Origin of the sequence: Pseudarthrobacter sp. PvP090, assembly GCF_040547365.1 — a bacterium.
Taxonomy (GTDB): domain Bacteria; phylum Actinomycetota; class Actinomycetes; order Actinomycetales; family Micrococcaceae; genus Arthrobacter.
The window spans coordinates 307,176-320,394 of sequence record NZ_JBEPPO010000001.1; the positions used below are offsets into that span (position 1 = coordinate 307,176).

Sequence of the window (13,219 nt, forward strand, 5' to 3'; positions counted from 1 at the left end):
TGCACACCGTTGCCGCCATATTTTAGTGCGCCTGCCCAGCCCGCGGTTATCCTGAATCCATGGCCATTTCACTTGCTGCCCTGCTGGGGGTGCCGTCCCTGAAACTCGCCAAGGCTGGCCTCGCGGAAACCACCTGGCACCAGGACATTGTCTGGGTGGCCGTCACCGAACAGGAGGACCCCCAGCGGTTCCTCAACGGCGGCGAACTGGTCCTCACCACCGGCATGCGGCTCAAGAGCGCCCCGGAGCAGCGCCGCTTCGTCCGCCAGGTCCAGCGCGCCGGGGCGGTGGGCATCGGCTTCGGGATTGGCCTGACGCACGACGCCGTGCCGCCGGCCCTGATCGCCGAGGCCAACCGCTGGGGGCTGCCGGTGGTGGAAGTGCCGTATGAGACGCCGTTCATCGCGATCGGCAAGCTCGTCGCCGACGCGCAGTCCGCGGACCATTTCACCAAGCTGGAGCGGCTCATCGCCGGGCACCAGATCCTCGCCCGCGCCCTCCTCACCGGCGGCGGCCTCGCCGAACTCCTCCAGCACCTCGGGTCCATGCTGCGCACCGACATCGTGCTGACCCAGTTCACCGCCCAGCTCTACAACAGCGTGCCCGGCCATCCGGCCCCGAGCGCCGAGGGCTGGTCATCCTTCCCGATTCCCACCGGCCGCCGCGACGCGTGCACCCTGTGGGTCCGGCAGCCCTACGAGGACTCGGGAATCGTGGGCTACGCGCAGAACCTGATCAGCGTCGAGCTCAACAACATGGTCAAGCAGCGCCAGTCCCAGCGCGCCCTGGCGGGGCAGGTCCTCGAGGACGTGATCCACGGGACCCTGGAGCCGAGCGAGGCCACCCGGCGGCTCGCCGGCATCGGCGTCAACAGCACCCGCCGGAACGTGGTCCTGCTGGCGGAGTCCGCCGCGCACCTCAAGCAGCTAGGCACGTCCTCCCTGCCGCAGCCGCTGGACAAGTCGGTGAGCGCCGTCGTCGGCAAGGACCTGGTGGTGGTGGTCCCCGACGACGGCCACGGCGCCAGTGCGCTGGCCCGGAGCCTCAGCGACCACCTGGCCGAGGCCGGGATCCATGCCACGATCGGGATCGGCGGCGCCTACACCAAACCCAACGGGCTGCGCTGGAGCTATTTCGAGGCCCGCGACGCGGCAAGCCACGGCCTGCCCGTGAACGAGCCCGAGCGGCTGAGCCTGACGTCGCTGCTGCTGGCCAGCGAGGATGTGCCGCTGGCGGACATGGCGAACGAGTCCCTCAATCCGCTCCGGAGCTTCGACGCCACCCACGGCGCCGAGCTGCTGGCGACGCTGGAGAGCTACCTGAACAACAACGGCTCGGTGGCGGCCGTGGCCGGGGAGCTCACGCTGCACCGGAATACGGTCCGCTACCGGCTGGCCCAGATCACCGAGCTCACCGGCTACGACCCGGCCCAGACCGCGGACCGGGTGCAGCTGTGGCTCGCGCTGGCCGTGCAGCGGCTGAGCGCCCGCCACCCGCGCTGACCCGCGCCTTTCGCCCCGGGGCCGGCGCCCCAATAGGGTCTTAGGGCCGTAGACCCGGTGCCCGGGCCCGGTCAACACTGGGATTGGCAGCACGCTGCACGAGAGTGCCCGTGAAGTGTCTGCGCCCTTGCGCCCGTTCCGCGGACGTGAGTGCCGGTCCCAGCTGCATCGCGGTGCGGTTGCCTGATTCGCCCTAGGAAGTACCCGACTAGGAGGCCAATCGTGGGCAAAAAGAAAAAGAACAAGCAGGGCGCCGAGGACGACACCCGGGCGAAGATGCGCCGCAAGGAGTACGAGGCCGAGATGGCCAAGCTGCAGGGCGAACTGGTCGCGCTGCAGGAATGGGTGAAGGCCACCGGAGCCAAGATCTGCATCGTGTTCGAGGGCCGTGACACCGCCGGCAAGGGCGGCACCATCAAGCGCATCGTCGAGCGGGTGAGCCCCCGGGTGTTCCGGGTGGTGGCGCTCCCCACCCCCACGGACCGGGAAAAATCCCAGATGTACCTCCAGCGCTACATGGCGCATTTCCCGGCGGCCGGCGAGGTGGTCATCTTCGACCGCAGCTGGTACAACCGTGCCGGCGTCGAGCCCGTGATGGGCTTCTGCACCCCGGAACAGACCCAGAGGTTCCTCAACATGGCTCCGCTGGTTGAAAAGGCCATGGTCGACTCCGGCATCATCCTGCTCAAGTACTGGCTCGAGGTCAGCGCGGACGAGCAGACCCGGCGGCTCAAGAGCCGCATGGACGACCCGCGCAAAACGTGGAAGCTGTCGCCGATGGACCTTAAGTCCTACAGCAAGTGGTACGACTACTCCCGGGCCAGGGACGCCATGTTCGCTGCGACCGACACCGCCTGGGCGCCGTGGTTCGTCGCGAACAACGACGTCAAGAAGCGCGGCCGGCTCAACATCATCAGCCACCTGCTGAGCCAGGTGCCGTACGAGCCCTACCCTGGGCTCGACGTCGAACTGCCGAAGCGCCAGAAGGCCGGCGACTACCAAGAGCCGAGCCTCGCCGTGCGGCGCGTACCGACCGCGTTCTGAGCAGCGCCGTGATGAGGAGGAAGTCATGACCGACAAGTCCGGTGCAGCAGCCGAGGTGGCCGAAGCCGACGCGGACGCGAAGTGGTACACACTCCCGCCCGGGGAGGTCGCGGGCCGGCTTGGCGTTGATCCGGCCCGCGGGCTGACGACCTCCGAAGCGCAACAGCGGCTGCAGGAGTATGGACCGAACGCCCTGGCCGCCGCGAAGCAGGAGCCGGTCTGGAAACGGTTCTTCAAGCACTACAAGGACTACATGCAGATCGTGCTCGTGGTCGCCGCGCTGGTCAGCCTGTTGATCGAGGAATACGGGACCGCGATCGGACTCGCCATCCTGACGCTGTTCAACGCGTGGCTGGGCTATCACCAGGAAGGCAAGGCCGAAGCGGCCGCCGCCTCCCTGGGGCAGATGATGAAGTCGATGGCCAAAGTGCGGCGCGACGGCGACATGGCGGAGATCCCCGCCGAGCAGATCGTGCCCGGCGACATTGTGGTAGTCGACGCCGGTGACCGCGTCCCCGCCGACGGCAGGGTCATCCTCGCGGCGACGCTCCAGATCGAGGAGGGCGCCCTGACCGGCGAGAGCGTCGCGGTCGAGAAGGACACGGCCGTGATCGGCCGCCACGACGTCGGCATCGGAGACCGCCTCAACATGGCCTTTATGAACACCAACGTGACACGGGGCCACGGCGAAATCCTCGTCACCACCACCGGCATGGGCTCGGAGGTCGGCCACATCGCCCACATGCTGTCCGGGCAGAAAGTGGAGAAGACCCCGCTCACCAAGCAGGTGGACCGGCTCACGATTTTCATCATCATCGCCGCCCTCTTCGCCTTTGTCGCCATCGTGGTGATGGGCCTGGCCCAGGGCGAGTCCTTCGCGGTGCTCTTCGGGATCGGTGTGGCGCTGGCCGTCGGCTCCATCCCGGATGCGCTGCCCGCCGTCGTCACCACGATCCTGTCCGTGGGCTCCGTCAACATGGCCAAGAAGAACGCCATCATGAAGGTCCTCCCCGCCGTCGAGACGCTCGGCTCCACGTCGGCCATCAACTCGGACAAGACCGGCACCCTCACCCTGAACCAGATGACGGTGCGCGAGTTCGTGACCGTGCAGCACCACTACACGGTAAGCGGCGAGGGCTACAGCTTCGACGGGCAGGTCCAGCGGACCACCGGCGACGCCGAGCAGGACCTCGACTACGTGATGTTCCCGTGCGCGCTGTGCAACGACTCCGACATCCAGGACGGCGAGGTCATCGGGGACCCCACCGAGGCGGCGCTGTACGTGCTCGCGCAGAAGGGCGGCGTGGACGTCAGGGAGTTCCGCCGGAACAACCCGCGGGTCGCGTCGGTGCCCTTCGACTCCGACTACAAGTTCATGGCCACCTTCCACCGGATGCCGGGTGCCGACGGCAGGCCCGTGATCCGCGCCTACGTGAAGGGCGCACCCGACGTAGTGCTCAACAGGTCGTCGTCCGGGCGGTTCCCGGGCGGCCGGGCCGAGCTGCTCACCGAGGAGATGCGGGCGAAAGTGCTCGCCGCGAACGAGCGCATCGCCAGCCAGGGCCGGCGGGTGCTCGCTCTGGCGCAGCGCGAGTTCGACCCGGCGACGTTCCAACCCTCGGGCGACCTGATGGAGCTCATGCAGGACCTGGAGATCTGCGCGCTGATCGGCGAGGTGGATCCGCCGCGGGCCGAGGCCGTGGCCGCCATCGCCAAGGCCAAGCACGCCGGCATCCGGGTCCGGATGATCACCGGCGACCACGCCATCACGGCGGCCGCGATCGCCGACGAGCTGGGCATCCGCGGCCGCGCGGTCACCGGGGCCGAGTTCGCGGCGATGAGTGATGCGGAGGCGGACAGCCAGGTCGACGGGATCGGCGTGATCGCCCGGGTGGCCCCCGAGCACAAGGTCCGGCTCGTCGAGGTGCTCAAGCGCAAGGGCCACATCGTTGCGATGACCGGCGACGGCGTGAACGACGCCCCCGCCATCGCCGCGGCCGACATCGGGATCGCGATGGGCATCACGGGCACGGACGTCGCCAAGGGCGCGGCCAAGATGATCCTGGCGGACGACAACTTCGCCACCATCGTGACCGCCGTCGAGCAGGGCCGGCTGGTGTACGACAACCTGCAGAAGTTCATCCGGATCCAGGTCGCCAACCTGTTTATGTTCATCCTCGCTTTCATCGGGTCCTCGGCCTTCGCGATCGCCGGCACGGCGCTGCTCAGCCCGGCCCAGGTGCTGTGGATCCACATGGCAATCGTCGCGCCGATCGGTGCCGTGATGGGCCTGGACCTCGCGACGCCGGGCATCATGGACCGCAAGCCCCGGCCCTTCAACGAGCCGATCATCGTCCGGTCGATGATGGTGCGGCTGTTCCTCGTCGGGCTGTTCATGGCGGCCGCGACGCTGGTCCTCGTGCAGGTCGGCAAGACCTCCTACGGTTCCCTCGAGATCGGCCAGAGCATGGCCATCGTGGGGCTGGGTCTGATGAACATCGCCGTCGCCCTCAACCTGCGCTACCCCACCGAGAGCGCCTTCGGGCCCTCCACCCTCTCCAACCCGAAACTGCTCTGGGCGTTCGCGTGGGCGTTCATCGGCTCCATGCTGATCACCCAGATGCGGGTGATGCAGGACCTGTTCGGCACCGTGGCGCTTAACGGCGAGCAGTGGCTGGCCTGCCTCATCCCGGCCGTCGCGCTGCTGGTCCTCGGCGAGCTGTTCAAGCTGGTCCTGCGGGCCCGGCACGCGCACTAAACCCGCGTTGCTAGTTGTAGGGACGGCGGGCGACGGCGGGTCACTTGCCGAGATATTCGCCACTAAACGCTAGACATCAAACATCAAACGTCTAACCTTTAGGTATGGCTAGCAGCACGGCGGCGTCCGCCCTCCCCCAGACAGCACCTCCCGCCGTCGTGCGCGCACCGCGCGGCGTGGTCATCGCCGGAGTCGTCGCGATCGTGCTGATCGGCCTCAACCTGCGCGCCGGCATCACCGGCGCCGCCGCGCTCCTGCACGACCTGCAGGCAGTCCTGGGCTACGGGCCGCTGATTGCCGCCATCATCCCCTCGATCCCCACGCTGTGCTTCGCCGTGGCCGGCGCCGCCACCTCGTGGCTCACCCGGATCCTGGGGCTCGAGAAGGCGATCCTCCTCTCCCTCGTGCTGCTCGCGGCCGGGCTGCTGGTCCGCGGAATCCCGTCCACCGGCATGCTGATGGCGGGCACCGTCGTCGGGATGTCAGGGCTGGCGATCTGCAACGTGGCGATGCCGTCCTTCATCCGGGTCCATTTTGCGCACCGGACGTCGCTCATGACGGCACTGTATACAGTGACCATGACGACGGGCGCCACCGTCGTCGCCGTGCTGATCGTCCCGGTGGCGCAGCAGCTCGGCTCGCCCTCCGCCGGCGTCGGAGCCATCGGGTTCCTGGCGCTGGGCGCCTGCCTCGGCTTCCTGCCGATTGCGCTGCACGCCCACCGGAACGCGCCCGCCGTCAAGGCCGGCCGCGTGTCCCCCTGGCCGCTGCTGCGGACCCGCGCCGGCGTGCTGATTACGCTCGGTTTCACCGTCCAGGCCCTGCTGGCCTACGCCGTGCTGAGCTGGTTCCCCTACATGCTGGTCACCCTGGGCCTGACGGCCTCCGAGGGCGGGCTGATGTTCGGCCTGATGCAGCTGGTCTCCGTCCCCGCCGGCATGGTGCTGGTCGCGATCGGCTCGCGCCCCCGGATGCAGCGCACCGCGTTCTACCTGGCCACGGTCACGATGGCCGTGGGCGTCCTGTCCATGCTCGTCTTGCCGGTCTCCTGGGCGCCGCTGACGGCGGTGCTGCTCGGCTTCGGGCTCGGCATCTTCCCGCTCGTGATGGTGATGATCAGCCGCAGCGGCCGCACCACCGCCGAAACCACCGCCCTGTCCACGGTGGCGCAGTCCGCGGGCTACCTGCTGGCGACGCTCGGGCCCTTCGGAATGGGGCTGCTGCACAGCGCCACCGACTCCTGGACGCTGCCGCTGATCCTGCTGCTGGCCGTGGCGCTGGGCCAGATCGCCGTCGGGCATCTGCTGACAGCATTGCCGAAGGTTCCCCGCCGCCCGGAGCCGCAGCCCGCGGAACCGGCGCCCGCCGAACGGCAGCCTGCCGGGGCGTCCGCCCTGGTCTCCGCCCGGGAGGGACAGTCATGACACTCACCACATCGCACCGGCCGCCGCTGGTGGAGGAGATCACCGCCAAGCTGCGTGAGCTGATCCACTCGGGCGAATGGCCGCTGCAGCAGCGGATCCCGGCCGAACCCGAGCTCATGGCCGCCCTCGGCATCTCGCGGGGCACCCTGCGCGAGGCGATCAAGGCCCTCGCCCACAGCGGCATGCTGGAGGTCCGGCGCGGGGACGGCACCTACGTCCGCGCCACGAGCGAGATCTCCGGCGCGGCCCAGCGCATGTACCGGGACCACTCGCAGGTCCACATCCTTGAGGTCCGGGTCGGCCTCGACACCCAGGCAGCCCGGCTCGCCGCCCGCCACGCCACCGCGGACGACGTCGAGGCGATGCGCGTTCTGCTGGAGGCCCGCCGGGTCGCCTGGCTGGCCGGGGACTACGCCGGCTGGGCCCGGGCGGACTGGGACTTCCACGTCCTCGTGGCGCAGGCCTCGGGCAATCCGCTGCTGCACGAGCTGTACGTCAGCTTTGGCGTCGTCTTCCACGCCGACCTGCTGCGGCAGCAGGGCCGTGCCGGCTTCAACGGCCTCCCGCACGAAGGTCACGACGAACTCGTCGACGCCATCGCCGCGCACGACGAAACGGCCGCCGTCGAGAGCGTCCACCGGAACCTGAACTCCTGCGCGGAGTGGATCCAGCAGTAGCCGCCCCGCACCGCCCCGCGAAAAATTAAGGCCCCCGCACCGGGATTATTCCGGTGCGGGGGCCTTGGTCGTCGCGCTGGCCCGCGGTTAGCGGGCGAGGCCCGCGAAGACGTTCTTGGGACGCTGCATTTCGCCGTGCTTGGCGCCGAGGACAATCACGGTGCCGGCAAAGACGGGGATGGCCCACTGCAGGATCTTCAGCTGCTGCTGCGCGGAGCGGAGTTCCTCGGAGGCACCGGGCTTGGGCTCGGTGGCACCCTTGGCACCTTCGCTGGCCAGCTTGTCCACCTTGGCGCCCTGAAGCCCTGCGTACAGGCTCACTCCGGCACCGGCAAGGGTCACGACGGACTTGATGACACTGAGGCGGGCGACGCCGTCCTGCTTGGCCATCCGGCCTTTGTTTTCCCACATGATCGCGAGGCCGGAGAGGAAGTGCGCGCCGAAGGCCGCCGTCTGGACCGGGGCCCATTTCTTCCAGCCCAGGCTCGAGAGCCGGGTGCGTTCGGCCGGATCCTTGGCTTCCGCCGTCGCCCCGTTGAGCCCAATGGCGCCCATCAGCGACCCGCCGAACCAGGCGCCCGCCGTCAGGTCGTGGATGGATCGGGCAACAAGATTTCCTGCCATGTTGAGCTTCCTATCGTCTGAGTTCGAATCCGGAACTGTCGTCGCCCACAAAAGGCCACGTCCCGGCTATGGTAAGCACACTTATGAAAAACTTGATAGTTCCGGGGTCGCGCCCTCCCCTGCGTAGACTCGACGGCATGGAATCACCGGGGCTAAACGGCAAGCCAGTATCCGGCGGCACCCTCGGCGACACGTCAGGCGGGACGCTGGGCGGCACCCTGGGGGCGGCCGCCGTCGGCGCTGCCGACGCCGCGGAGGCCGCGTCGGACAGCGCGGCGCTCGACATCGTCGCCCGGTCCGGCTTTGCGGTGATGGCGCTGCTGCACATCGTGATCGGCGCGATTGCCGTCGCCCTGGTCCTGGGCGCCCCGGGGCAGGCCGAGCCAACCGGGGCGATCGAACAGCTCGCGGCCAACCCGTGGGGTCCGGCGGTCATGTGGGCGGGGTTCATCGCCTGCGCCGGGCTCTCCCTGTGGCAGCTGAGCGAGGCAACCCTGCGGGCCCGGCATCTCCCGCGCCGGCAGCGGCTCGGCAAGCTTGTGTCCTCCGGTTTCCTCAGCATCGCCTACGGCAGCGTGGGGCTCAGCTTCGCGGGCTTCGCGCTGGGCAACCGGGGCGATTCGGGCGACTCGACCCGGGACTTCAGCACCGCCGTCGTCCGCAGCCCCTTCGGCGTGCCGGCGCTGATCGGCCTGGGCCTGACCATTATCGGGATCGGCGTGTACTTCATCGTCAAGGGCGCGGGAAAGAAGTTCAAGGAGGAGCTGCGCCATTTTGAGGGGATGCGCCGGGGCCGGCTGATCAGCGGCCTGGGCGTCACCGGCCACATCGCCAAGGGGGTGGCGCTGATCCTGACGGGCCTGCTGTTTGTCATCGCCGCGGCCACCAACGACCCCGGCTCGTCCACGGGGCTCGACGGCAGCCTCAAGGCCCTGCAGGACCACCCGTTCGGCCCCGCTCTGCTCCTGGCAATCGGCGCGGGCTTCATCGCCTACGGCCTGTTCGCGCTGGTCCGGGCACGGTTCGGACGGATGTAGCCGGGCGGGAGCCCCGCGGAGGGACTGTCGGCGTCCACCCGGGGCCTGCTACCCCGCGGACATAGCCGAGCGGGAGCCCTGCGGACGCAGCCCCGCCGGCAGCTACCCCGCGGCCTTCCGCAGCGGAACGACGTCGCCCTCTTGGTACAGCAGGGCGCGGATCTCGGATTCGGCGGAGTCCAGCCGCTTCGGGTCGATGGTCTCCCCCGCGGCGAAGTGGTCCAGGACCCGCGGATCCACATAGCTCTTCCGCGCGATCGACGGCGTGTTGCCCAGGACGTCGGACGCGTCCAACATGGCGCGGCTCACCGCCCTCTTCCGGGCGGAGACCTTGGGCTGCGGACCGCTCTTCGCCAGGCTGGCCGCGGCGGCCACCGTCCCGCGGAGGGTGCGGAAGTCCTTGGCGGTGAAGTCCTGCCCGGTGCGCTCCTTGACGTAGTCGTTGATGTCCGAGCTGGTCACCGGGTGCCAGCTCCGGCCGTCTTTGTAGGCCAGCAGGCGGGCGTTGCCGCCGCGGCGCTTGAGCTGGCGCACGACGGCGGCCAGGTCGGCGTCGTGGATCCGCGATTCCCAGTTCTTGCCGCTCTTGGCGGGGAAGCTGAGCCGGAGCTCGTCCTTGCGCACGCTGACATGGGCGCAGAGCAGCGTGGCGAGGCCGTGGCTGCCGTTTTCATTCGTGTACCGCTCGGAGCCGACCCGGAGCGAGCCGCTGTCCAGCATCCTGAAGGCGGCGGCCAGCACCCGCTCCCGGGTGAGGCCCTCGGAGCGCAGGTCCATGGTGACGAGCCGGCGCGCGGCGGGCAGCGTTTCGGCGAGCTGGAGTGAACGGTCGAACTTGAGCCGGTCCTTCTTCTCGCGCCAGCCCGGGTGGTAGATGTACTGGCGCCGGCCGACGGCGTCGAGCCCGGTGGCCTGGATGTGCCCGTTGTCGTAGGGTGCAATCCAGACGTCCGTCCACGCCGGCGGGATGCCGATGCTCTCCAGCCGGTCACGCACCGGCCCCGGCGGCAGGGTGGAGCCGTCCAGGTCCTTGTAGCTGAAGCCGGTCCCGGCCGCGACCCGACGGTAGCCGCGGCCGGACGCGTTGCTCCGCCGGAGCCTCACCGGCCGGTCCCTGGCGTGCGATGTTCATCCATGACGGTAAGCCTACTGACTACCGCGCATTTATACCTCCGCGGCCACCCCGCCGCGGGAGATTTCCACCATGTCCTCGCGCGGGACCACCTTGATGCGTTCCCGGACGATGCTGTCGGCGCCGGCGCTGGCCTTCTCGCCGAGGGACCGCTCGTGCGCGTCCAGGGCCAGCCAGCCTTCCCAGCTGGTGTACTGCACGCCGCGGTTCTCCAGCAGTTCGACGACGGCGCCCGGGGCGGGTGCCGCGGCGAGCGGCAGGTTGGCGCGGTCCTCGAGCAGGTAGGTCACGGTTTCCAGGGCGTCGCCCTTGGTGTGCCCGATCAGGCCGACCGGGCCGCGCTTGATCCAGCCGGTGGCGTAGATGCCCGGCACGTGGGCGCCGGACGCGTCCAGGACGCGGCCGCCGTCGTTCGGCACAACACCCTTGCTGTGGTCGAACTCGACCTCGGGCAGCGACGAGCCGAAGTAGCCGATGGCGCGGTACACGGCCTGGACCGGGTAGTCGACGACCTCGCCGGTGCCGCGGGCGTTGCCCGTGCCGTCCAGTTCGGTGCGCTCGAACTTGATGCCGGCGACGCGGCCGGGGGCCTCGGCGTCGTCGTACACCTCCACCGGGCTGTGCAGGAAGTGCAGGTGCAGGCGGCGGGAGGCCGTGAGCTCGGAGAGGTCCTCGGGCTGCTCGGCGATCCAGTTGGTGAGCGTGCCCACCATGGTCTTGGTCTGGTTGTTGCTCTGGATCTGCCGGTCCGATTCGGCGTCGAACTCGAAGTCCTCGGCGTACAGGATGATGTCCACGTCCTTGGAGTGGGACAGCTCGCGCAGCTCCAGCGGGGTGAACTTCACCTGGGCGGGGCCGCGGCGGCCGAAGACGTGCACGTCGGTGACGGGCGAGGACTTGAGGCCGGCGTAGACGTTGTCCGGGATTTCGGAGACCAGGAGGTCGTCGGCGTGCTTGGAGAGCATCCGGGCGACGTCCAGGGCCACGTTGCCGTTGCCGATCACGGCGATTTCCTTGGCGTCCAGGGGCCATTCGCGGGAGACGTCCGGGTGGCCGTCGTACCAGGAGACGAAGTCCGCGCCGCCGTAGGAGCCCTCGAGTTCGATCCCGGGGATGTTCAGGTCAGCGTCCTTGATGGCGCCGGTGGCGAAGATGACGGCGTCGTAGTGGGTGCGGAGGTCCTCAAGGGTCAGGTCCGTGCCGTAGTCGACGTTGCCGAAGAACCGGATGTCCCCCCGGTCCAGAACCTTGTGCAGGGCGTTGACGATGCCCTTGATGCGAGGGTGGTCCGGGGCCACGCCATAGCGGATCAGCCCGTAGGGCGCCGGGTAGCGGTCGAAGAGGTCGATGCTGACCGTGAGCTCGCCGCTCTTGACGGCCTCGCTCTTGGTCAGGATGTCCGCGGCGTACACACCGGCGGGTCCGGAGCCGACGACGGCGATGCGCAGCGGGCGGGCAGCAGTTCCTACAGGGGTGTTCGTTGACACGGCTGTGTTCCTTTGTTCTTCTGCATCCGTTGCTCCACAACTGCCCTTTTGGGGCCTGATAACGGCAGTTATGGAGCAATCGACGGGGCTTAGGGGGTCAGTACGCGGGTTTTGGGGATTTCGGTGGTGCTGGCGGTCTTGGTGGTGCTGGTGGTGCTTGTCCGGGGCGTGCGGGGGGCGTTCGGGGTGGTGGTGCTGTAGTCCGCGGTCCTGAAGTGCGACGGCGCGAACGGGCTGACGCGGACCACGTCACCGATCACGATCACGGCGGGGTTCGCGACGCCTGCGGCCTCCGCCTGGTCCGCGATGGTCCCGAGCGTTCCGATGGTCACCCGCTGGTTCGGCAGATAACCATTCTCTACGATGCCAACAGGCGTCTCCGCTGGCAAACCGGCGCGTCCCAGCGAGGCCGCGGAATCGCGCAGCTGGCCCACGCCCATGAGCAGGATCACGGTGTGGTCGGCCCTGGCGGGGACTTCGGCAAGCTCCTCGTGGCCGGTGACGACGCTGAAGCCCTTGGCCAGGCCGCGGTGCGTGACCGGGATGCCGGCCGCGGCCGGGACCGAGATGGCGGAGGTGACGCCGGAAACCACTTCGACCTCGACGCCGTGCTGCCGGCAGAACTCGGCTTCCTCGCCGCCGCGGCCCAGCACGTACGGGTCGCCGCCCTTGAGCCGGACCACGCGGTGCCCCTGCAGGGCCTCGTCGACGAGGATCCGGTTGATCTCGGACTGCGGGACGGGGTGGTGGCCGGGGGTCTTGCCGACCTCGATCACGCGGACGTCGGGCGCCAGTTCGCTGAGGAGCTCGCGCGGGCCCAGGCGGTCCGCGACGACGACGTCGGCCTGGCCCAGGAGCCGCCGGCCGCGGACGGTGATGAGCCCGGTGTCCCCGGGTCCGCCGCCGACGAGGGCCACGGTGCCGGGGGTTGAAGTTGCGCGTTGCCGGCGCAGCGGCAGGTCCCCGGTTTCCAGGGCGGTGGCGACGGCGTCCCGCAGGGCCATGGCGCGGCGCGGGTCTCCCCCGGCGTTCACGGCGATCTTGACGTCATCGACGACGGCGACGGCGGGCGTCCAGGCGGCGGAGGCCTCGTGGTCGGAGGCGTTGACGCACCAGATGCGCTGCGCCTCGGCGTCGGCCGCCACCTCCGCGTCCACGGCGGAGTCGCCGGTCGCGGTCTGGACGAACCAGACGCCGTCGACGTCGGCCGTGCGGTAGGTGCGCGGCTCCCAGGCAAGGAGGCCGGCGTCGGCGAGGCCGGTCAGCGCCGGGCAGGCAAGGGGCGCGACGACGGTGACGCGGGCCCCGGCGTCGAGCAGTCCCTTGGCGCGGCGTGCGGCGACCGGGCCGCCGCCGACGACCAGCACGGGGCGGCCGAGGAGGCGCAGCGCCGTGGGGTAAATGTCCTGAATTGCCATGCATCGACGATAGGGCGGCGTCACGGGGCGGAACAACGGTTCGGAAACACCCGTTCACGCGGGGTAACGCCACGTCACATAGTTGTCTGGGTTCCGGAGGCCCCCGGGGCAGCCCG

The 13,219-nt window shown here is 69.5% G+C and carries 10 protein-coding genes; 6 read left to right on the forward strand and 4 right to left on the reverse strand.

Annotated elements, in window-relative coordinates:
- Positions 1-59: 59 nt before the first annotated feature.
- From ABIC21_RS01510 to ABIC21_RS01530, 5 genes are all read left to right on the forward strand, one after another.
- Positions 60-1,502: a PucR family transcriptional regulator gene (locus ABIC21_RS01510; RefSeq protein ID WP_354348654.1), complete on the forward strand. Its 1,443-nt coding sequence runs from the start codon at positions 60-62 to the stop codon at positions 1,500-1,502.
- 222 nt (positions 1,503-1,724) lie between these two features.
- Entirely contained in the window at positions 1,725-2,546 is an 822-nt protein-coding gene (gene ppk2 / locus ABIC21_RS01515) for a polyphosphate kinase 2 (protein ID WP_354348655.1), read from the forward strand.
- 25 nt (positions 2,547-2,571) lie between these two features.
- The gene (locus tag ABIC21_RS01520; RefSeq protein ID WP_354348656.1) at positions 2,572-5,304 is read left to right on the forward strand and encodes a cation-translocating P-type ATPase; all 2,733 of its coding nucleotides are present in this window, start codon (positions 2,572-2,574) and stop codon (positions 5,302-5,304) included.
- 104 nt (positions 5,305-5,408) lie between these two features.
- Complete coding sequence (locus ABIC21_RS01525) at positions 5,409-6,728, forward strand: MFS transporter (RefSeq protein WP_354348657.1); 1,320 nt, start codon at positions 5,409-5,411, stop codon at positions 6,726-6,728.
- Complete coding sequence (locus ABIC21_RS01530; protein WP_354348658.1) at positions 6,725-7,405, forward strand: FadR/GntR family transcriptional regulator; 681 nt, start codon at positions 6,725-6,727, stop codon at positions 7,403-7,405. Before ABIC21_RS01525 ends, ABIC21_RS01530 begins: the two co-directional genes overlap by 4 nt.
- 87 nt (positions 7,406-7,492) lie before the next feature.
- Here ABIC21_RS01530 and ABIC21_RS01535 read toward each other — a convergent pair whose 3' ends face one another.
- Complete coding sequence (locus ABIC21_RS01535; RefSeq protein ID WP_354348659.1) at positions 7,493-8,029, reverse strand: hypothetical protein; 537 nt, start codon at positions 8,027-8,029, stop codon at positions 7,493-7,495.
- Positions 8,030-8,166: 137 nt separating this feature from the next.
- Here ABIC21_RS01535 and ABIC21_RS01540 point away from each other — a divergent pair, with 137 nt between their 5' ends.
- Entirely contained in the window at positions 8,167-9,066 is a 900-nt protein-coding gene (locus tag ABIC21_RS01540) for a DUF1206 domain-containing protein (RefSeq protein WP_354348660.1), read from the forward strand.
- A 102-nt stretch (positions 9,067-9,168) separates the two neighbouring features.
- On the opposite strand, the gene ABIC21_RS01545 is transcribed toward ABIC21_RS01540, so the two are convergent.
- The 3 genes from ABIC21_RS01545 to cobA form a co-directional block, all read right to left on the reverse strand.
- Entirely contained in the window at positions 9,169-10,170 is a 1,002-nt protein-coding gene (locus tag ABIC21_RS01545; protein WP_354348661.1) for a DNA topoisomerase IB, read from the reverse strand.
- A 60-nt stretch (positions 10,171-10,230) separates the two neighbouring features.
- Positions 10,231-11,685, reverse strand: coding sequence for an FAD-dependent oxidoreductase (locus ABIC21_RS01550; RefSeq protein WP_354348662.1), 1,455 nt, complete (start codon positions 11,683-11,685; stop codon positions 10,231-10,233).
- A gap of 89 nt (positions 11,686-11,774) precedes the next feature.
- The gene (gene cobA / locus ABIC21_RS01555; RefSeq protein WP_354348663.1) at positions 11,775-13,103 is read right to left on the reverse strand and encodes a uroporphyrinogen-III C-methyltransferase; all 1,329 of its coding nucleotides are present in this window, start codon (positions 13,101-13,103) and stop codon (positions 11,775-11,777) included.
- Between the last annotated feature and the right edge of the window lie 116 nt (positions 13,104-13,219).

What these genes read in the sequence shown, in the direction of transcription:
- ABIC21_RS01510 (WP_354348654.1), top strand. Translation starts at nt 60, where the DNA reads ATGGCCATTTCACTTGCTGCCCTGCTGGGGGTGCCGTCCCTGAAACTC.
- ABIC21_RS01540 (WP_354348660.1), top strand. Translation starts at nt 8,167, where the DNA reads ATGGAATCACCGGGGCTAAACGGCAAGCCAGTATCCGGCGGCACCCTC.
- ABIC21_RS01535 (WP_354348659.1), bottom strand. Translation starts at nt 8,029, where the DNA reads ATGGCAGGAAATCTTGTTGCCCGATCCATCCACGACCTGACGGCGGGC.
- ABIC21_RS01525 (WP_354348657.1), top strand. Translation starts at nt 5,409, where the DNA reads ATGGCTAGCAGCACGGCGGCGTCCGCCCTCCCCCAGACAGCACCTCCC.
- ABIC21_RS01520 (WP_354348656.1), top strand. Translation starts at nt 2,572, where the DNA reads ATGACCGACAAGTCCGGTGCAGCAGCCGAGGTGGCCGAAGCCGACGCG.
- cobA (WP_354348663.1), bottom strand. Translation starts at nt 13,103, where the DNA reads ATGGCAATTCAGGACATTTACCCCACGGCGCTGCGCCTCCTCGGCCGC.
- ABIC21_RS01530 (WP_354348658.1), top strand. Translation starts at nt 6,725, where the DNA reads ATGACACTCACCACATCGCACCGGCCGCCGCTGGTGGAGGAGATCACC.